This window comes from Alistipes finegoldii DSM 17242 (assembly GCF_000265365.1).
Lineage (GTDB): Bacteria > Bacteroidota > Bacteroidia > Bacteroidales > Rikenellaceae > Alistipes > Alistipes finegoldii.
Genome location: NC_018011.1, coordinates 2,262,258 through 2,283,236, shown reverse-complemented (window position 1 = coordinate 2,283,236; position 20,979 = coordinate 2,262,258). Strand labels below are relative to the sequence as shown.

18 protein-coding genes are annotated in these 20,979 nt (G+C 58.5%); 15 read left to right on the top strand and 3 right to left on the bottom strand.

The features are described from left to right. Nucleotide 1: 1 nt before the first annotated feature. Nucleotides 2-1,381 carry a Na+/H+ antiporter NhaA gene (gene nhaA / locus ALFI_RS09905; protein WP_014775713.1) on the bottom strand — a complete coding sequence of 460 codons (1,380 nt, stop codon included), beginning with the start codon at nt 1,379-1,381 and terminating at the stop codon, nt 2-4. Beyond that, nucleotides 1,382-2,422: an agmatinase family protein gene (locus ALFI_RS09900; RefSeq protein ID WP_014775712.1), complete on the bottom strand. Its 1,041-nt coding sequence runs from the start codon at nt 2,420-2,422 to the stop codon at nt 1,382-1,384. A 94-nt stretch (nt 2,423-2,516) separates the two neighbouring features. On the opposite strand from ALFI_RS09900, the gene ALFI_RS09895 reads away from it, so the two are divergent. The 10 genes from ALFI_RS09895 to ALFI_RS09855 all read left to right on the top strand — a co-directional run bounded on the left by ALFI_RS09895 (nt 2,517) and on the right by ALFI_RS09855 (nt 11,867). Then, nucleotides 2,517-3,512: a 4-phosphoerythronate dehydrogenase gene (locus tag ALFI_RS09895; protein WP_014775711.1), complete on the top strand. Its 996-nt coding sequence runs from the start codon at nt 2,517-2,519 to the stop codon at nt 3,510-3,512. 58 nt (nt 3,513-3,570) lie between these two features. After that, nucleotides 3,571-4,743 carry a quinone-dependent dihydroorotate dehydrogenase gene (locus ALFI_RS09890; RefSeq protein WP_014775710.1) on the top strand — a complete coding sequence of 391 codons (1,173 nt, stop codon included), beginning with the start codon at nt 3,571-3,573 and terminating at the stop codon, nt 4,741-4,743. Nucleotides 4,744-4,759: 16 nt separating this feature from the next. After that, the gene (locus tag ALFI_RS09885) at nt 4,760-6,001 is read left to right on the top strand and encodes a competence/damage-inducible protein A (RefSeq protein WP_014775709.1); all 1,242 of its coding nucleotides are present in this window, start codon (nt 4,760-4,762) and stop codon (nt 5,999-6,001) included. Nucleotides 6,002-6,012: 11 nt separating this feature from the next. Further along, entirely contained in the window at nt 6,013-6,561 is a 549-nt protein-coding gene (locus ALFI_RS09880; RefSeq protein WP_014775708.1) for a CinA family protein, read from the top strand. Between the two features lie 75 nt (nt 6,562-6,636). Continuing rightward, complete coding sequence (locus ALFI_RS09875; protein WP_014775707.1) at nt 6,637-8,550, top strand: ATP-binding protein; 1,914 nt, start codon at nt 6,637-6,639, stop codon at nt 8,548-8,550. Between the two features lie 127 nt (nt 8,551-8,677). Beyond that, complete coding sequence (rpmB, locus tag ALFI_RS09870) at nt 8,678-8,911, top strand: 50S ribosomal protein L28 (protein ID WP_009596398.1); 234 nt, start codon at nt 8,678-8,680, stop codon at nt 8,909-8,911. Between the two features lie 16 nt (nt 8,912-8,927). Further along, nucleotides 8,928-9,110 carry a 50S ribosomal protein L33 gene (rpmG, locus tag ALFI_RS09865; protein WP_009596501.1) on the top strand — a complete coding sequence of 61 codons (183 nt, stop codon included), beginning with the start codon at nt 8,928-8,930 and terminating at the stop codon, nt 9,108-9,110. A gap of 12 nt (nt 9,111-9,122) precedes the next feature. Beyond that, nucleotides 9,123-9,281 carry a DUF4295 domain-containing protein gene (locus tag ALFI_RS16585; RefSeq protein ID WP_009596369.1) on the top strand — a complete coding sequence of 53 codons (159 nt, stop codon included), beginning with the start codon at nt 9,123-9,125 and terminating at the stop codon, nt 9,279-9,281. Nucleotides 9,282-9,423: 142 nt separating this feature from the next. Further along, nucleotides 9,424-10,623, top strand: a complete 1,200-nt coding sequence (locus ALFI_RS09860; protein WP_014775706.1) for a glycosyltransferase — start codon at nt 9,424-9,426, stop codon at nt 10,621-10,623. 29 nt (nt 10,624-10,652) lie between these two features. After that, on the top strand, nt 10,653-11,867 hold the full coding sequence (locus ALFI_RS09855) for a glycosyltransferase family 4 protein (protein WP_014775705.1): 1,215 nt from the start codon (nt 10,653-10,655) through the stop codon (nt 11,865-11,867). A gap of 62 nt (nt 11,868-11,929) precedes the next feature. Here the strand turns inward: ALFI_RS09855 and ALFI_RS09850 are convergent, their stop codons facing one another. Continuing rightward, nucleotides 11,930-12,838 (bottom strand): hypothetical protein, encoded by a 909-nt coding sequence (locus ALFI_RS09850; RefSeq protein ID WP_039939566.1) that lies wholly within the window; start codon nt 12,836-12,838, stop codon nt 11,930-11,932. A gap of 82 nt (nt 12,839-12,920) precedes the next feature. Between ALFI_RS09850 and ftsY the strand changes: the two genes are divergently transcribed. From ftsY to ALFI_RS09825, 5 genes are all read left to right on the top strand, one after another. After that, a complete protein-coding gene (gene ftsY / locus ALFI_RS09845; RefSeq protein ID WP_009596472.1) occupies nt 12,921-13,931 on the top strand; it encodes a signal recognition particle-docking protein FtsY in 1,011 nt (336 codons plus the stop codon). Between the two features lie 357 nt (nt 13,932-14,288). Next, complete coding sequence (locus tag ALFI_RS09840; RefSeq protein WP_014775703.1) at nt 14,289-17,507, top strand: SusC/RagA family TonB-linked outer membrane protein; 3,219 nt, start codon at nt 14,289-14,291, stop codon at nt 17,505-17,507. A gap of 11 nt (nt 17,508-17,518) precedes the next feature. Further along, a complete protein-coding gene (locus ALFI_RS09835; protein WP_009596415.1) occupies nt 17,519-19,150 on the top strand; it encodes a RagB/SusD family nutrient uptake outer membrane protein in 1,632 nt (543 codons plus the stop codon). Nucleotides 19,151-19,175: 25 nt separating this feature from the next. Continuing rightward, nucleotides 19,176-20,000 (top strand): endonuclease/exonuclease/phosphatase family protein, encoded by an 825-nt coding sequence (locus ALFI_RS09830; protein WP_009596465.1) that lies wholly within the window; start codon nt 19,176-19,178, stop codon nt 19,998-20,000. Nucleotides 20,001-20,031: 31 nt separating this feature from the next. Beyond that, the gene (locus ALFI_RS09825; protein WP_014775702.1) at nt 20,032-20,877 is read left to right on the top strand and encodes a hypothetical protein; all 846 of its coding nucleotides are present in this window, start codon (nt 20,032-20,034) and stop codon (nt 20,875-20,877) included. Nucleotides 20,878-20,979 lie beyond the last annotated feature (102 nt).

The window sequence follows — 20,979 nt, the reverse complement described above, 5'->3', positions numbered from 1 at the left end:
ATCAGGTTCGTTTTTTCGAAAAAATCAGTATCAGCAGGCTGCCCGCGACGGCGGCGGCCGTCGAGCCCATCAGGATCGCGATTTTGCCCCGGTCGATCAGGTCGGGTTCGGTGTAGGCCAGCGCATCGACGAACAGCGACATCGTGAATCCGATACCGCCCAGACACCCCACGGCGAAGAGCATGCGCCACGTCGCCCCTTCGGGCAGTTCGGCCAGCCCCGACTTCACGGCGCCCCAGCTCGCAAGAAATATGCCCAGCGGTTTTCCCACGAGCAGTCCGAAGAAGACGCCCATCCCCACCGATCCGATATCGGGCGACATATGGAAAATATTGAGGTATTCGAGCGACGATATCTCGACCCCGGCGTTCGCCAGCGCGAAAATCGGCATCACGAGGAAGGTCACTGAAGGCGCCAGCGCATGCTCCAGCCGGTAGCTCATGCCCACCGAGTCGGCCGCGAGATTACGCATGCGGCGCAGGTAGAACCGGTGGTTTTCGTTGGGGAAATCGTCGCCCGAAGTGCCGGCGGCGAGCATCAGCGCCTTCAGATGGCGCATCTTGTGCACGAAATACTCTTTGCTGTAGCGTGGCGTCATCGGAATCAGCATGGCCATCGCCACGCCCGAAATGGTCGAGTGGACGCCCGAATAGTAGAACAGCCCCCACACCACCACGGCCGGCACCAGATAGAAGAACATGCGCTTCTCGCCCATCTCCTTCATGAAGTAGACGCCGAGCATGATGGCCAGCGCCGCCAGCAGACATCCGATCTGCACCTGCCCGCCGTAGAAGAGCGCGATGACCAGAATGGCTCCGAGGTCGTCGGCGATAGCCAGCGCCGTGAGGAATATCTTGAGCGACACGGGGACCCGGTCGCCGAGCATCGAGAGGATGCCGATGGCGAAGGCGATGTCGGTGGCGGTCGGAATACCCCAGCCGTTGGCGGCCATCGTACCGTGGTTGAAGGCGGTGAAGATGATCGCCGGGAAGAGCATGCCGCCCGCCGCGGCCAGCACCGGGAGGAGGGCCTTTTTGGCCGACGAAAGCTGTCCGCAGACGATCTCGCGTTTTATCTCAAGCCCCACGGCGAAGAAGAAAATCACCATCAGGCCGTCGTTGATCAGTTTCTCGACGGTCATCCCGCGCGGGAACACCCAGTCGATCAGCCCGTCGGGGCTATGCACCATCAGCGAAAGGTCGGTCTCCAGCAGATGACGGTAATAGAGCGAAGTCGCAGGCAGATTGGCCAGCAGCATGGCGATGATCACGCATCCGAGCAGCACGATGCCCCCGGCCCAAGGGGCCTCCATGAAATTACGGCCGCGTATACCGATCATGTGGCGCTCGCGCACCCAGCGGTACATCGAAAATAGTCGCATTTATCGAACGTTTGATTTTAAAGTTAAATTACACAACTTCCACAATACCCGTGCGCCCGTTATGGCGTCGATCCGCTCCTCGCGGGCCGGAGTGACCTCCACCACGTCGAACCCGACGATGCGGCGGCCCGAACGCACGAGGGTGTCCAGCAGCCAGACGGCTTGGTTGAAACCCAGTCCGCCCGCGACGGGAGTCCCCGTGTGGGGACAGTTCTCGTAGGAGAGTCCGTCGATGTCGAAACTCACGTAGACCTCCTGCGGAAGCGTTTCGACGATACGCAGACACTGCGCATCCCACGTTTCGCCGCGAAACCCGGCGGCCGCCAGCGACAGATCGTCGAACAGGACGACACGGCCCGACGACGCGGCCAGCGCCGCCTCCCGCTCGCTGAAGTCGCGCACGGCGACTTGGGCGATCTTCGTCACCGCAGGCACGTCGCGCAGCACGTTGAACATGATCGAAGCGTGCGAAAACTCGAACCCCTCGTAGGCGTCCCGCAGGTCGCAGTGGGCGTCGATATGCAGGATTCCGAACTCCGCATGCCGCTCGCCGAGCGCGCGGATCAGGCCGTAAGGCGTCGAATGGTCGCCGCCGACCAGCCCGACGAGTTTTCCCGCATCGAGCCAGCGCGCGGCCTGCGCCCCGATATTGGCGTTCATGGCCGCACACCCTTCGTTCACGCGGCAGATTTTGCGCACCACATAGTCGTCCTCAGGACTGCCGCCCCCTTCGAGGAGGTCGATCACCTTCGCCGCATCGCCGCGCAGGCGCTGCGATTCGTCCAGCAGCGAATAGTCCACGTCGGCCGTGGCGATGCCGCGGCGCCATGCGCCGGGAGCCAGCGGTTCGTGGAAATCGAGCTGCGTCGAGGCCTCGATAATGGCATCGGGAGCGTAAGCCGTCCCCGCCCCGTAGGATACCGTCACGTCCCAAGGCGCCGAGACGATCACCAGCTCGGCCGTCTCCGGTTCGAAAGGCAGCCCGAAATAGGTCCCGTTATCCACACCGACCCCGTCGGGATCGAACGTTTTCTGTTCCATAAGATCCGTTTTAAATGTCAAAGGTACAAAAATTTTAATTTTTCCCTATATTTGCTTCCCGTAAAGAGTAGAAATCAGGAAAAAGCCATCAGCCATGAAAATCATCGCCGACAGCGCCATACCCTTCCTGCAGGGGGTCCTCGAACCGTGGGCCGAGGTGCGTTATCTTCCGGGGGCGGAAATCGCGCCGGAGGAGGTGCGCGACGCCGACGCCCTCCTTATCCGCACGCGCACCCGCTGCGACGAGCGGCTGCTCGGCGGCTCCCGCGTCCGTCTGATCGCCACGGCGACCATCGGTTTCGACCACATCGACACGGCGTGGTGCGCGGCGCACGGCATCCGCGTCTGCACGGCCGCCGGCTGCAACGCCAGAGGCGTACTCCAATGGGCGGGGGCGGTGCTGGCCCACCTCGCCCGCACGCAGGGCTGGCAGCCCGCCGGGCGTACGCTGGGCGTCGTCGGCGTGGGACACGTCGGATCGCTCGTGAAGGAGTATGCCGAAACATGGGGTTTCCGGGTCCTCTGCTGCGACCCGCCGCGCGAGGCGCGCGAACACTGCGGCTTCCTGCCGCTGGAGGAGGTCGCCCGCCAAGCCGACATCCTGACGTTCCACACGCCGCTCGACGACACGACGCGCCGCATGGCCGGCGACGCCCTTTTTGCACGGATGAAACCCGGCGCCGTAATCCTGAACTCCTCGCGCGGCGAGGTCGTGGACGGCGCGGCCCTGCTGCGAAGTGGCCTTGCCTGCGTACTCGACGTCTGGGAGCACGAACCCGCCATCGACCGCCGGCTGCTCACCCGCACACTGCTCGCCACGCCGCACATCGCGGGCTATTCCGAGCAGGGCAAAGCCAATGCCACGGCCATGTCGGTCGATACGCTGGCCCGTTTCTTCGGCCTGCCCCTCGCCGGATGGTACCCGCCTCAGGCCGCCCCTTCGACGCCCCGGCCGATTTCGTGGCAGGAGCTTTGCACCACCATCGGGGGCGCGTTCGACATCGAGGCCCAGAGCCGCAGCCTGAAGGCCCGGCCGGAGGATTTCGAGCCGATGCGCGACCATTACCGCTACCGCCGCGAATACTTTTAGCGAAATCAATTCTTTTTTAGTACCTTTGCGGCCATAAGCGAAACCGCCACTTGAGACCATGTACCGTAGCATCATAAAGCCCATCCTCTTCTCGCTCACCATCGAGCGGGCGCACCGCGTCGTACTGATACTGCTGCGCGCCATCGGGCTGATTCCCGGCGGACGGTGGCTGCTCCGCAAGTGTTACGCCGTGGAACACCCCGCGCTCGAACGCGAGGTCTTCGGCATCAAATTCGCCAACCCCGTCGGGCTGGCCGCAGGTTTCGACCGCAACGGCGAGGCGTTCCGCGAACTGGCGGCCCTCGGTTTCGGATTCGTCGAAGTCGGCACCGTGACGCCGCGCCCGCAGGCGGGCAACCCCCGCCCCCGCGTCTTCCGGCTCCCGAAGGACGAGGCGATCATCAACCGCATCGGGCTTTCGAACCGCGGTCTCGAAAAGACCATCCAGCACCTGCGCCGGCCCCACGAAGGATTCATCGTCGGCTGCAACATCGGCCGCAACACCGCTACCCTCGCCGAAAACGCCGCGGCCGACTACCTCAAACTCTTCCGCAACCTCTACCAGTACGCGGATTACTTCACTGTGAACATCAGCTGCGACAACTCGTGCCGCGAAGGCGCGACGCATACGCGCGAACATATCCTGCGGATTCTCGACCCGCTGTTCGACTTCCGCCGGGGACAGAACCAATACCGCCCGATCATGCTCAAGGTATCGCCCGACATGCCGGACGCCGTGATCGACGAAATCAGCGACATTCTGCTCGAAACGCCCCTCGACGGCATCGTGGCGACCAACGGCACGCACAACCGCGAAGGGCTGCACACCAGCCGCACGACGCTCGACAAGATCGGCAGCGGCCGGCTGAGCGGCGCACCGCTCACGCAGCGGGCCGTGGAGGTCGTGCGCCGCATCCACACCCGTTCGGGCGGCAATTTTCCGATCATCGGCGTGGGCGGCATCATGACCCCCGACGACGCGAAAGCGATGCTCGACGCCGGAGCCGACCTGTTGCAGCTCTACACCGGCTATATCTACAACGGTCCCGGACTGGTGCGTGACATCTGCCGCGCCCTCGTCGCCGACGCCGAAGCGAAAGCCGCAGCGGAAAAGGCCGCAGCGGCGCAGGCGACAGCAGAACAGCCCGCAGTGCAGCAGGCTGCGGCGGAACAGCCCGCGACAAAACAGCTTTCCGCAGAGCAAGCCGGAGCAGAACAGCCGGAGTCCTGAGTCAAAAACACCGCTTATGAAAGCAACGATCATCACTATCGGCGATGAAATCCTCATCGGTCAGATCGTGGATACCAATTCCGTATCCATCGCCCGCCACCTCAACGCCGCAGGCATCGTCGTGCATGAAAAAGTCTCGATCGGCGATGACAGCGCGCAGATCGTCGGGTGCGTGGAACGCGCCCTCGGCCAGTCGGACATCGCAATCATCACCGGCGGACTCGGCCCCACCAAGGACGACATCACCAAAAAGACGCTGGCCGAAATGTTCGGCAGCGAACTCATCCTGAACCAAACCGTCTCCGACCATGTAAAACGGATGCTCGAAGAGCGGGGCATCGAATTCAACGACCTCAACCGCGGACAGGCTCTGGTTCCGGCCTGCTGCACGGTGTTGTTCAACGCGCACGGCACGGCGCCGGGCATGTGGTTCGAACGCGGCGGCAAAGTGGTCGTCTCGCTGCCGGGCGTACCCTACGAAATGGAGCATCTGATGCAGGACGAGGTCATGCCGCGGCTCAAGGCGCACTTCGAACTGCGCCAGATCGTACACCGCACGATGATCACCGCCGGACTGCCCGAATCGATGCTCGCCAAAGCGATCGAAACGTGGGAAAACGCCCTGCCGCCCTACCTGAAGCTGGCCTACCTGCCCAATCCGGGCGCCGTGCGGCTCCGGCTGTCAGCCTACGAGGTCGAGGGAGAAAGCGTATCGAAGGAGATCGAACGGCAGTTCGAAGCGCTGCGCAGGATCATTCCCCACAACATCATCGGCTACGAAACGGCCACCATGCAGGAGTTGATACACAAGCTGCTCACCGAACGGCGACAGACCCTCGCCACAGCCGAGAGCTGCACGGGCGGCACCATCGCCGCGCGCTTTACGGCCATGCCGGGCGCTTCAGCCTACTTCCTCTGCGGCGTGGTTTCGTACAGCAACGCGTCGAAGCAGGCTGTGCTGGGAGTCGATCCCGACACGATCGCCCGTTACGGCGCCGTCAGCGAACAGGTCGCCCGACAGATGGCCGAAGGGGCGCGACGCATCAGCGGCGCCGACTACGCCGTCTCGACCACCGGCATCGCAGGCCCCGCGGGCGGTACGGCCGAAAAGCCCGTCGGCACGGTATGGATCGCCGTCGCAGGCCCCCGCCGCACGGTCGCCCTGCTCAAACAGTGCGGCTCCGACCGCGGACAGATCATCGACCGCGCCGGCGCCTTCGCCCTCGGTCTGCTGCGCGACGAACTCAACGGAAAATAAAAGACGCCCCGATGAATAAAATCCTGCTCTCAACCGCAACCGCATTCATTCTCTCGCTGACCGCCTGCAGCAGCCACGCTCCGGAAAAACGGGTGCACCGCATCCTGACCGACCGCATCCAGACGCTGGCCGTCGCCGAGAGTTGTACGGGCGGCACGATCGCCGCGCGCTTTACGGCCCTGCCCGGCGCTTCGGCCTACTTCAAATGCGGCGTCGTGGCATACAGCCTCGACACCAAGCAGGAGATCCTGCAAATCAGCTGCGACACGATCGCCCGCTACGGCGCCGTCAGCGAGCAGGTCGTCCGTCAGATGGCCGAAGGCGTACGCCGGGCTTCGAATTCGCACTATGCCGTCGCCACGACCGGCATCGCAGGCCCTACGGGCGGAACGCCCGAATATCCCGTCGGCTCGGTATGGATCGCCGTCAGCTCCCCGCTGCGCACCACGACCCGCCTGATTCGTGCCGGCGGCAGCCGAAACGCCGTCATCCGGAAAGCCGGAACGGCGGCCATCGAACTGCTCGAAGAAGAATTGCGGGCGGCAAATCAGGCTAATTAGCCCTATCAATAGACTGAATAGTTTGCTTTATAGCATATATTTACATATCTTTGCAACTATTCAGCTCAAAAACTAATGAAAAAAGCCCTGCTTTTATTGATGCTGTTTACCCGGATTCCGTCCGGCCACGCGCAGACCGAAACCTACAAAAACGTAGACAGCACGCTTTACGCCTATTACCGCTGGTGCAACAACAACATCCGCGATTCGGTCGTCCTGCTCAAGGCCGACACGCTGTTCCGGCTGGCGGGCGAAAAGAACGACATCCGCATGCAGGCCGTCGCCCTCTCGTTCAAGGCCGACCACTATTACTTCAACAACGAACTGGATTCCCTCAAGGCGTGGATTCCCCGCGTGCAGGCCTTCGCACGCGCAAACAAGCAGCCGACCTACTATTTTTTCACTTGGTCGCGGCTTATTCTCTACTACACGAAACACGGGCAATACACGCTGGCGCAGTACGAGCTGGAACGCTACATGGCGCAGGCCGAGCAGGACGACTACAAGCCCGCCATCGCCGAAGCCTACAAGCAGTTAGGCCACATCTACCGGACCCGCGGACTCAAGGAGACCGCCGCCGACTACTACCGCAAGGCGATCGGCTTCATCGAAGAGAACAACCTCAACAAATTCTCGCTGCCGATTCTCTATTCCGAACTGGCCACCGTCCTCATCGACACCGAACGGTACGAAGAAGCCGCCGAAGAAATCGAAAAAGGCAAGGCGCGGCTCACCCTGCCCGAATACATCTGGCCGCTGAAACTCAAACAGGTGATCCTCTACAGCCGGACCGGCCGGAGCGCCGAAGCCCGCACGCTGTTCGACCAAATCCGGCAGGGACACGACGGATACCTTACGACGGCCAGCCTCACCGAAGCGCAGCTTGCCATCGACCTCGCCGAGCACGAATTCGGCAGGGCGCTGACCACACTCGACAAACTGATCGGCCTGTTCAAAGAGACCGGGCACAGCGAAACCTATTTCTACGAACTGTTCCAAACCCGTGCGGAAACCTATGCCGAAACCGGCAATTACGAAGCCGCCTACAAAAGTCAGAAACACTACCTCGACCTCTACCGGAAAAAGGTCGGCGACGACAACGAAAGAAACCTCGGCGAATTCGCCACGCTGCTCGACGTCAGCCGTCTCGACGTCGAAAAGGCGGAGCTGCAGCGGCAGACGCAGGAAGTGCGCCTGCACCGCACGCAACTGGGCATCGCGGCGCTGAGCGTCATCCTGCTGCTGACGGTCCTCTTTCTTGTCTTCACGGCGCGCATGAACCGTCGTCTGGCGCATGCCAAACGGGCCGCGGAAGCGAGCAACCGGATGAAAGGCGTCTTCATCCGCAACATCACGCACGAGATCAACACCCCGCTCAATTCCATCGTAGGTTTCGCCGAGCTGGCCGCGGCCCCGGACGCGGACGACGAAAAGCGTCAGTCCTACATCGAGATCATCCGGGAAAACAGCGGCTACCTCCAGAAACTCGTGGACGACGTGCTCTATATCGCAGGCCTCGAATCCTCCGACACCCCGCCCGCATTGGGTCCGGTGGACATCAACGTCTGCTGCATGCAGTGCATTCAGACCGTCAGGGACTACAGCCTCCGCAAACTCGACATCCGCTTCGAACCCGAATGCGCACAACTTCCGGTCAACACCTCCTGCCTGCTGCTCTCCAAGGCCCTGACCGAACTGCTGCGCAATGCAGCACGCTTCGCCCCCGACGGCCGGATCACGCTCGCCTACACCCTGATCTCGTACAAAAAGCGGATCGCCTTCACGGTCACGGACCGTGGCCCCGGCATCCCCACCGCAGAAGCCGGGCGCATCTTCGACCGTTTCGTCAAACTCGACCCGTTCTCGCAGGGCATGGGACTGGGCTTCGCCGTCTGCCGGCTGATCGCCGGCGCATTGGGCGGCGGGGTCGAACTCGACACTTCCTACACGGAAGGGGCGCGTTTCACGCTCACAATTCCAATCGTTTAAACATTGACTATCAACACAATAACATTCAGCATTAAAAATTAATCGGGCAACTGAATCTTTAGTTCTCATTTTTTCCTTATATTTGCACTCCCTTACGGGAATAATATTAATATTATCGAAAACAAAAATGAAAGTTTGCGAAATCACAGGCAAGGTGGCGATCGTGGGAAACAACGTCTCGCACTCGCACCACAAGACCAAACGCAAATTCAGTCCCAATCTGAAAACCAAGCGTTTCTGGTCTGAGCAGGAGGGCCGCTGGATTACCCTGAAGGTATCGGCTGCCGGCATGAAAACAATCAACAAGAAGGGTCTTGCAGTCGCTCTGCGCGAGGCTGCCGCACCTAAGTCCGTTTACTAAAACACCGAAGTAACAAATGGCAAAGAAAGGCAACAGAGTTCAGGTCATCCTCGAATGCACCGAACAGAAAGAGAGCGGAGTTCCGGGAATGTCCCGTTACATCACGACAAAAAACAAGAAGAACACCCCCGACCGTCTGGAGCGCAAGAAATACAACCCGTTTCTGAAAAAGGTCACCGTTCACCGTGAAATTAAATAGTTTTGAAGCTCTATGGCAAAGAAAGTAGTCGCAACACTGAAAACCGGCACGGGTAAGAACTTTACGAAGTGCATCAAGATGGTCAAGTCGGACAAAACCGGTGCTTACATGTTCAAGGAAGGCATCATCCCCAACGACCAAGTCAAAGAATTCTTCGAGGAGAAGAAATAAGTATTTTAAGAGCGATCTTAAATACAAAGGGCATCCGACAGGGTGCCCTTTGTATTTATACTCTCCGAAGAAAAGCACAAATTCGGATGTCCGTTTGCTATTTCAGGGCGAAAAGAGTAACTTTGGTCAAAAATACACGACAATGCAACTGCAAACCATCGCTTTCTTCAATTGGCTTTATCCATACGGCGGAGCGGAAACGGTAACGCACAATCTCGCCTCCTTCTTTCACAAACAGGGTTACCGCATAATTCTGTATATCGAGAAGTTGAACCGCGAATTATTATGTGATGAAGAGCGGGCAATATTTCAATTCAGGGAGCTGCCGGCCGGACCCGATCCGAAAAAACCGGCGAACGTCGATTTCCTTTGCCGGTCTCTCCAAGAGGAGAGCGTAGATTGCATCATCGTCCAAGGCATAGATGCCATTCCGTTCGCAGAGATCAAACGCAGGACCCGGTGCCGGATGATTTTCTGTCTGCACAACATTCCCTTCTGGGAAGAGTACGCATGGCGCGAACTCAAATCCACGGAAATCCCCAATCCGACATTTCTGCGCCGGCTGGAATTTCTGTTCCTGCGCCGGCCGCTCGACCGCATTACCCGCAAACGCCTGCACCGGACAGAGAAAATGTACGCCGGCATGATGCCCCATCTGGATCGCATGCTGCTCCTCTGCGACCAATACAAAGAGGACTTCATGCAGGCGCTCAAGGCTTCAGGCCATCCCGGAAGCGACGCTCCCGCATCGAAATACGGAGCCATACTCAATCCGCTCCTGCCTGCGGCGGCCGCCCCCGTATCGCCCAAAGAAAAGATCGTCCTGTACGTAGGACGCTTCCACAGAGCTCACAAACGGGTCGATCGCCTGCTGAAAATATGGAAAACCGTCGAACGCAGGAATCCAGACTGGAAGCTGATTCTGGTCGGATGCGGCGAGGAAGACGAGAACCTGCGCAAATTAGCCGTAAGACTACGGTTGCAGCGGGCCGAATTCGCCGGCTATCATGCCGATGTAACGCCATTCTACCGCAGGGCGACATTCATGTGCCTGACCTCTAATTTCGAAGGGCTGCCCATGAGTCTGATGGAAGGCCAGCAATACGGCGTCATTCCGGTATCGTTCGACTCCTATGCCGGAATTAGGGAAATCACCTGCGACGGAGCGTGCGGAATCATGGTTCCCTCCTACAGCCTGCGCAAATACGCCGCGCTGCTGAATGCGGCGCTTGCGGACACGGAACTTCAGGAACGTATGCGGACGCGCGCGCTGGAAGCTTCCCGCAGATACGATCTGGAAAATATCGGCAACCAATGGCTCAGCCTTTTCAACGAAATGTAAACCCATGAAAAAAAATAGCATTTATCAACGTGCGCTACGGAGCCGGCATCAACGGCGGATCGGAAGTGCATTGCCGGATGCTTGCAGAAAGACTGCGGGATAAATATGACGTCGAGGTATTGACCACGACGCTCAAGGACTTCAACAACCCCTCGGACCAATATCCTGCAGGCGAAAGCCATGAAAGCGGAATAACCATCCGGCGGTTTGTACCGCATCCCGGCTTCAACGGCAGGGAAAGCCGCCGGCTGCTTCAGAAATCCAAACCTGTCCGCAGACTCCGCTATTGGTTGTCGCAAGCCGGCGTGTTGCGTCTCCTTGCGGCAATTCACCCGATCTGGAATCTCGGCTTCGACAAGGAAACCGCCTACCAGCATTCGACGGTCTCCTACGCCCCCGACCTGCTGCGCTACATCGAAGAACATCGGGACGATTATGCGGCATTCATTCCCATGTGCTATTTCCATGCACAGACCATTTTCGCAGGGCTGCAGGTTCCCCAAAAAAGCATACTGATTCCGATGGCACACCCGGAAAAATGGCTTTTCCCGGCCATTTACACCCGGTTGTTCACGCAGGTTCGCCATATTGCGTTCAACACCGAAGCCGAACGCAGGCTATGCCTGCGCATTTTCGGGCCGCGATTGGCGCCGAGCAGCATCGTAGGCACCGGCATAGAACTCGCGCCCGCCGCAGCGTGGGAGCATGTCAAAGCGAAATTCAATCTTCCGGATAAATATGCGCTTTATCTCGGACGGGTCACAACCGGCAAGATAAACACATTGCTGCCCGATTTTCAGACTTACAACCGGACATACAAGCAGCAGTCGAAACTGGTTTTGGTCGGGAGTCTGTCTCCGGAAATCAAATATCCCGACGATCCGAATATCATTTTGACGGGATTCGTTTCCGAAGAAGAAAAAAGCGCGATTATCCGGCACGCAACTCTGATGATCAATCCATCGCGTTTCGAAAGTCTCTCCCTGCTGCTGCTCGAAGCCATGCAAAACCGCGTTCCCGTATTGGTAAACGGAGCCAGCGAAGTGCTGAAGGACCATTGCCAGCAAAGCGGCGCGGCACTTTACTACAAAGGACGCAGGGACTTCTGCCGCCAGCTTCACAAACTCTTTACGGATGAGCGGCTGCGACGCGAAATAAGCGAAAAAGGACCGGCTTATGTCGAACAGAATTACAGTTGGGAAGTCATCGTCCGTAAACTGAGCGCCCTGATCGAAAGCATCTGATTGCCGGTAAAGCAAAAAAGGAGTACCCATCGAGGATACTCCTTTTCTTTAATTGACGAAAGCTAAAACTTCCGCACCGCCCGCACGAGGAATTTGTTGTACTTGGGAATCTCGATCACATAGGGAGGTTCGATGCCCGTATGGGTCGTATAGGCTTCCTTCTCGTCCTTCTCGGTCGAGGAGAAATAGTAGACCAGACGGTCCATGCGCTTGCCGCCGTTATCCTTGAGCGCGTCGTTGAAACGGTTGCGGGCCTGACGGTTGGAATGTATGCGCGTGCCGCCGTTGTAGTTGTGTCCGATGGTCAGCAGTTCGTCGATGGCCGGCAGGTACCAGCCCTCGCCCTTGTCGCGGCACCACTTGAAAGCCGGAAAATCATCCCACGCAAGGTTGTTTTCGGCGATATAGGCGGCTACCTTCTCCATATTTCCCATGCCGTCGATCCGGTCGTCGGCGCCCGCAACCCGCAGGTCGGGCTTCCGGAATTCGCTCCACGGCAGGTATATTTCATCGAGCGAAATAATCAGTCCGTGCCGGCGGTCCTCCGTCAGCATGCAGACCACGCCCTTGACGCCGTTCTGGTCGTAGAACTCGCCGATCTGATACTCTTTGGCGACATACTGCACCGGCGCAGCCTGCTGTACAGGCGCCTGCGCAGCGGGAGCCGCTGCGACCGGAGCCTCACCGACCGGCGTCGCAGGGGTCAGCGGCGTCGCAGGCACAGTTTCGGCAGCCCGGAAGCGCTCCTTTTCGCCGTTGGCATACTGAATGTAGTCGATATCGGCGACAGGCAGCACATAGGTCGGTCCGTCGGGATTGGAGAAACGCTTATACCGTACTGCATCGGGTGTTATTTCGGTTACTTTGGCCTCGACCTTCGTCGCATCGGTCTTGACGATCAGGTCCTGAGCCGCGGCCGTCAATACGCCGCAAAGCGCTGCCACAAGCAGCAGAATCGTTTTTTTCATCATCGTTGAAAATGTATATAGTGCAAATATAACATTTTTTTCCAAACATTCTTATTATCTTTGTACGGATATAGAGATATTAGACATGGCATTTTTCGATATTTTCAAAAAGAAGCAGGACAACTCCGCCGCGCAGGCTTCCGAAGAGCGCAAACAGCAGCAGGAAGAGCTTAACGCCGGGCTGGAAAAGACCAAGACGGGACTTTTCTCGAAGCTCGCCCGCGCCGTTGCAGGCCGTTCGACGGTCGATGCCGACGTACTGGACGACTTGGAAGAGGTGCTTATCTCGTCGGACGTAGGCGTGGAAACCACCGTCAAAATCATCCGGGGCATCGAAGAGCGCGTGGCGCGCGACAAGTATATGGGCACCTCCGAGCTGCAGTCCATTCTGCGCGAAGAGGTAACCGCGCTGATGGAGGAGTCGCACGGCTCCGAAAAGCATTTCGGACTCGACGCCAAAGAGGGCGAACCTTACGTGGTGATGGTCGTGGGCGTCAACGGCGCCGGAAAGACCACGACCATCGGCAAACTCGCGGCCCAGCTCACCAAAGCCGGACAAAAGGTCTGGATCGGCGCCGCCGACACGTTCCGCGCCGCCGCCATCGACCAGCTCAAGGTCTGGGCCGACCGTGCGGGAGCCACGATGATCCGTCAGGAGATGGGTTCCGACCCGGCATCGGTGGCGTTCGACACGCTGACCTCGGCCAAGGCCAACGGCGCCGACGTGGTGCTGATCGACACGGCGGGCCGTCTCCACAACAAGATCAACCTGATGAACGAGCTGACCAAAATCCGCAACGTCATGGGCAAGGTGATCCCCGGCGCGCCGCACGAGGTGATGCTCGTGCTGGACGGCTCGACCGGACAGAACGCTTTCGAGCAGGCCCGGCAGTTCACGCAGGCAACGCAGGTCACTTCGCTCACCATCACCAAACTCGACGGCACGGCCAAAGGCGGCGTGGTAATCGGCATCAGCGACCAGTTCCACATCCCGGTCCGTTACATCGGCATCGGAGAAGGCATCGACCAACTGCGCATATTCGACCGCAAAGAGTTCGTCAAGGCGCTCTTCGGCGACGGCTCCGGCCAAAGCTGACGGGCCGCCGGCGATTCCGCACAATAGGCGGACGGCCATATCGGAACGACACCTATATATTAAAAGCACAGACATCCGCGCTCCGGACTCCCCAACAGAGTCCGGAGCTTTTTTGTATATATGTATCGTCCGGTTTTTTCCGGCGCGGCAGTCAATTATACGCAATTTGAGGATTCAAATACGCAAACCACGCCCACCAACAATTTACAGATACATAATTTTGAATATCGATTTTGCACATACTGCAAATCGACACCAAAACCGCGCCTATTTTTAAAATATTTAAATAAATATCTGCCAAAACCGAGAATTACCGAGCCTCTCTACACAATTACTATTAATATTAACCTTAACTCTATGAAAATGAATTTGACAACTTCGGAGAAGAACAGGGGCTTCGTCCGCTTTCTTCTGATGAGTCTGCTGCTGAGCATACTCATTCTTCCGGCCCATGCGCAGGATCGGGTCACGGTGTCCGGACAGCTGACCGACAGCAGCCAGACTCCGCTCATCGGCGCTTCGGTCATAGAAAAGGGCACGACCAACGGCGTCACCACCGATGCCGACGGCCGCTACCAGATTTCCGTGAAACCGGACGGCGTGATCGACTTTTCGTTCATCGGCTACAAACCGCAGTCGCTGGCCGTCATGAACCGCACGGAAATCAACGTCACGATGGAAGAAGACGCCACGATGATCGGCGAAGTCGTTGCCATCGGTTACGGCTCGCAGCGTAAAGAGGACCTCTCGATGGCCGTCTCCACCGTCAAAGTGGACGATGCGGCCCGCAGCCGCGCCGCCGATCTCGGAACCCTCCTGCAGGGCCGCATGCCGGGCGTTACGATCCAGCAGTCGGGCGACCCGCTGCAGAAAGCGTCGTTCACCGTCCGCGGTCGCGGCTCGAAGGGCAACGACGACGGCACGGACAAGAGCGCCGCATACAGCCGCGACAATATCGGCCCGACTTCGGGCGACGGCGTGCTGGTCGTTGTGGACGGTGTCCCCGGCGCTCCCTACATGGCCGAAGATATCGAGACGATCACCATCCTGAAAGATGCCGCCTCGGCCGCCATTTACGGTGCTTCGGTAGGTTCGAGCGGTGTAATTCTGATCACCACACGTCAGGCGCAGGCAGGTAAAGCCCGCGTCAACGTCAACGTATCGGTCGGCTTCGAACGCTCCATGAACCTCCCGACGATGCTCAACGCGCAGCAGTTCTGCGACGTCTGGGGCAAGGCCGTCGAGAACTCGCCGGGCAGCTCGCTGCCCAATCTGGCCAACCCGCAGGTCTATGCAGGCGCCAACGTCACCCGCACCGACTGGCTCGACGAAATCTTCCGCACGGGTCTGACGCAGCACTATGCCGTGTCGATTACCGGCGGCAGCGAGACGCTCTCGTCGATCCTCTCGGTAACCTACGACAAAAAGGAAGGCACCCTGCTCAACACATGGAGCCAAGCGCTGGGTGCGAAACTCCATACGGAATTCAAGCCGGTCAAATGGCTGAAATTGTCGGAGCGCGTAAACTTCGAATACTCCAACGGACAGGGCAACATCAGTACCTCGCACACGGGCCCCATCTACGGCGCCATGTGGTTTCCCGCTTCCGCATCGGTTTATGACCGCGACGCAAACGGCAACATCGTCTACGGAAACGACGGCAAACCGAAATGGGGCGGTATCGCTTCGTCGGCCGACATGGCCAGCGGCGTCGAGGGTCCCAACATCGTGAATCCCGTCGCCCAGCTCGAAACCATGCACCGCCGCTACCCGCGCACCAAGATATTCTCGACCACCTCGCTGGAAATCAAGCCGATCACGTCGCTGACCCTGAAATCGGAGTTCACGGCCGACCTCGACATGCGCGAGGAGGACGAATTCTCGCCCGTCATCGACGTGCCGGGCGGATCGAGCACTTCGAGCCGCGAGCAGTTCAACTACAACAACTTCCACTATCTTTGGGAAACGACGGCTACCTACGCGCAAGTCTTCGGACGCCACCACATCAGCGCCATGGCGGGTTTCACCACCGACTACAAGAAACTACATTTCCGCGACTTCCGCACGCAGGGCTACGGCTCCAACGAAGACCACAATCTGGTATGGGGCGCCGCAGGCTCATGGACCAAGAACCCGAACGAAGATATAGTAGACTACTCGATGGTCTCGTTCCTTGCCCGTCTCGGCTATTCGTTCGACGACCGCTATTTCCTCACCGGCAGCATCCGCCGCGACGCATCGTCGAAACTGCCCGCAGCAAAGAACTACGACTGGTTCCCGGCCATTTCGGGATCGTGGAAACTCTCCTCGGAGAAATTCTTCCAGAATGCAGGTCTCAACAAGGTCTTCGACCTCGTGAAATTCCGTGCAGGCTGGGGTAAGGTCGGCAACGTAGACCTCTACAACCTGCCCAACCCGACCAGCATTCCGCTCTCCATCTACCCGGACGGTTCGCTTATCGGCGGCACGACCCATTACGGAACCTATCTGGCGACCATCCCCAATACGGACGCACGCTGGGAGACCACCGTCCAGACCAGTGCCGGTCTGGACCTGACAATGCTCCACAACACGCTCGAAGTCAGCGTCGATTATTACAACAAGGAAACGAAGGACCTCGTCGATTACCTCACGATTCCGCCGCAGATGGGTGTAGAGAATGCGCCGCTGGGTAATATGGGCCACGTAATCAACAAGGGATGGGAGTTCTCCGTATCCTATCGGAACAGCGCCGCACAAGGCAAGTTCAACTACAATGTCTGGGGCACTTTCTCGACCAACAAAGGTTATGTAGAGGACTACGGCCCCCAGCCCATTGTAATGCACAAATACCCCACATTCAACGGCATTCAGCTTTTTGCTTCAGGAGCAGGACACCCATGGTACTCTTACTATATCTACCGCACGGACGGTATCTTCCGCTCGCAGGACGAGATCGACCGTCATATCAGTAAGGATCCCGACACCGGCGAGGTCAAGATGCTGCAGCCCGATGCCAAGGTCGGCGACCTGCGTTTCATCGACACCAACGGCGACGGCGTAATCAACGACAACGACCGCGTATTATCCCGCTCCTATACTCCGAAACAAACCTACTCTTTTGGAGGATCGCTCGATTGGAAAGGTTTTGACTTCAGTTTTATGTTTCAGGGCGTCGCAGGCAATTATGTCTACAACGGCACGAAACAGTTGGGAATGAACGGTCGTCAAGACTTGGGTAACCTAACAACCGATGTTTACAACACATGGGATTTCAAACCCATGACCAGCAAATATCCGCGACTCGGCCTCAGTGACGACATGAACGGCAACTACCTCAAGGTTTCGGACATCTTCCTCGAAAAGGGCGACTACCTGCGTCTGAAGAACATCACGCTGGGTTACACGCTGCCCAAGCATATCAGCCGCCACATCGGCATGGAGAAGGGTTCGGTCCGCGTCTATCTGAGCATCGACAACGTGGCCACCATCACCGGCTACTCCGGCACCGACCCCGAAGTAGGCAACTACGGTCTCGACAGCGGTATCTATCCCACGTCGCGCTTCTTTAACTTCGGTGTAAACATCAACTTCTAACAACTACGACCATGAAAAAAACCATATTCAGCCTCTGTCTGGCCATAAGCGCTTTCTGCCTTTCGGGTTGTTCCGATTTCCTCGACAGGGAGCCTTACGGCAAAGACGCTACTTGGAAGACCAAAGAGGATGTAGACCAAGCTATCTACGCCCTTTACCACTTCGTCTCGCCCTATTGGAGCGAGGAGATCTGCGGCCGCGGCCATATGTGGCTCGAATGCGCCAGCGACAACATACTGATCGGCCGCGCCCGTCCGTCGGTCGATGAAATCCGCGAATTCCGCATGTCGCCGTCCAACGACAACGACGTCTCGCGTGTTTGGGAGGTGATGTACCAGAATGTCGCCAAGGCCAACAACATCATCAAGATGGTCCCCGACATGAAGCTGGACCAGGGATACAAAAACCAGGCTGTAGGCACCGCCTATTTCTTCCGCGGTTTCTCGATGCTCTGGATGGTTCCCTATTACGGCGACGACACCAACGGCGGTATTCCGATTATCCTCGACACGACTCCCGCCGCCGAAATCGACTCCCCGCGCCCGGCGCACGTACTGCAGAACTACGACCAGATCATCTCCGACATGCGCACGGCAGGCGAGATGCTTCCCTACCTTTCGCAGCTCGACGCCTCGCAGATCGGACTTCCGCACAAGGCCGCAGCTTGGGGATACGCAGCCCGCGCAGCCCTCTATGCAGCGCAGTACGACGCGAAATACTACGACATCGTACTGGAGATGTGCAACAAGATCATGGCGCTTACCGGTTCGGACAAACGCGAACTCTACATCGATCCGTCGAACAAGCTCAACTCGTACGCCAACCTCTGGCGCAAGGAGCAGAACCACTCCAAGGAGTACATCTTCTCGCTGGAAGGCGACTATACCAACGGCGCCCGCTACCACGGCGTAACTTTCGTCAACGCTGGCTGGGGCCTCTACAACACGTGGGGGTATTTCACGCCTAGCAAGAATTTGTGGGATGCGTTCGAAGAGGGCGACCAGCGCCGCGACGTAACGATCCTCTATCCGGGCCAGCACGTCAAATTCGTAGGCCGTGACATCACCTTCGGCGGTTACAACACCGACGGAAGCGTCTCGGACTACACGACCGGCCACGTATCGGCAGGTCTGATCTGCCGCAAGTTCATCTCCCCGTGGGAAGGCGCCGACTGCAAGGGCAAAGAGGTGTCCGCGCTGCGCGACAAACTCTGGAACTCGCTCAACTGCTGCCTGCTGCGCTATGCCGACGTGATGCTGATGAAGGCCGAAGCCCTGATCTGGACCAAAGGCGAGGGCGACGCCGAGGCCAAGCAGCTGCTCAACCAGATCCGCGACCGTGCAGGTCTGCCGCAGAACAGTCAGGCCACCAAGGCCCAGCTGATGAACGAGCGCCGCTGCGAGCTGGCCTTCGAGTTCCAGCCCAGCCGCCATATCGACGTAGTCCGCTGGGGCATCGCCACGACGACCTACGCCAAGCCGCTGTACAGCGTCATTTCGAAGAAGGTCAACGGCCAGATCGTTGCCGAAGAGGTGGAAGTTTATCCGGGCCGCACCTTCAATCCGACTTACAACAAGGTGTTCCCCATTCCGCAGCGGGCATTCACCGGCACGGTCTACCTGAAGCAGAACAAGGGTTATTAAACCATATTTAAGAACAGAAACGATTATGAAAATCAACAAATATATCCTCGGAGCAGGCGCACTGCTCTGCATGATGCTCCCGGCCGCGTCGGCACAGGCACAGGACGTCAAGCTGAAGTGCATGGAGTGGAACATCAAGTCGTTCGAATACGACGACAACTCCAATGCAGTCTATTTCGAAATCGCCGAGGCCATGGAAAAGATCAAGGCTGAAAACCCCGACATCGTCTGCTTCAACGAGTTCGAAACCGCGACCGGACGCATGAGTTCGGTCGAGAAGCTGACCGAATGCGCACAGTCGCTCGGCATGTTCCCGTTCTTCGTCTTCTCCTACAACAAGGACAACGGCGCCTACGGCAACGGCATTCTGTCGAAATACCCGATCGTCAATTCGGCTTCGGTACTGCTGGGCATGTACACCGGCGCCGACCAGCGTTCGGCGGGCTGGGCAGACATTCTGGTTCCGACCGACTCCAAACCCGAAGGGGTGAAGGTGCGCATCGTCTGCACCCACCTCGACGCTTTCGGCGGCGACGAGACCTGCTTGGGTCAGGCCAAAGAGGTCATCGAACACGCGATCGCTCCGGCCGTTGCCGAAAACATCCCCGTGCTGATCATGGGCGATATGAACTGCGGTCCCAGCTCCAGCGCAATCCGCGAGTATGAGAAGACGGGCACCCGGCTCTGCAACAACGACGGCACGTTCGGCGGTTACAGCAAGTTGGACTACTTCATCAGCTTCCCGCAGGGCAAATGGAGCTGCAGCGACTACAAAGTCGTCAAGGGCGACCGGCTCAATGTCATTTCGGACCACTACCCCATCGCAGGCACGGCCGTACTGAAGAATTAAGCGCGTATCAAACAGCTAAAAAAGTACAGAGATGAAAAACACGAAGAGATATTTATCCATTTTTCTGGCGCTCGCCCTTGCCGCCCCGGTCTTCACGGGCTGCGACAACGGTCTGGACGAGTACAAGTCGGGAGAGACGATCGCTCCCCCTTCGGACAAGTTCAAAGCCGAAATCCAGTTCGTATCGCGTCTGACCGACGGAGCGCTGGCCGGCAGCGATGCGGATTACGCCGCCATCGACAACTACATGGTCAATACGCTCGAAGGCCGCGGCAAGTCGTGGCTGACGGTGCTGGACCGCGCCGACGGCGCCAACCAGCCCAAAACGATGCAGACGGCCCTCAACACCAAGCGTTGGACGGCGTTCGCATTCAACCGTATCGCCAACAAGAGCTCCTATCAGGGCAGCATGCTCTATTTCAACGGTCCCACGACCGAGGTCAAGGGCACTCCCTCCGGTTCGGGATGCTACGTCACAGGTTTCGCACCGACGCTCAACGGCACCCGCACCGACAAGGACGAGGACGGCAACGTCACGGGAACGACCAACGTATCATTCGCCATCAGCTTCAACACGGCGCGTTTCGAAAATGCCGACCAGATCAACGCTTTCGGCGGCAAGAACGGCGTGCTGAGCGGACTCCACTACAAGAAGCAGAACCTGCTGATGATCGGCACCGTGAAAAACGACCTGCTCGGCGCGCTGCAGTCCGCAGCCGCGAATACGAACGAGGCGATTCAGGTCCGCGAAATCGTGAAAGGCCCGGCCTATACGATCTTCATGCTGGCCGACTCGCGCTTCTGGGGCTATGTCGACGTCGCTTCGACCTCGCTCGGCAACGGCATCGAAGCATACGGCATCCATGTGATGTGGTAGTATCCCACCGACTCCCTGCAGCAGCGGCGCACCGAAAGTGCGCCGCTCTTTTTGCGATAAATCCGGGAATAATCCATACCTTTGCGGAGGAAATACGAAACG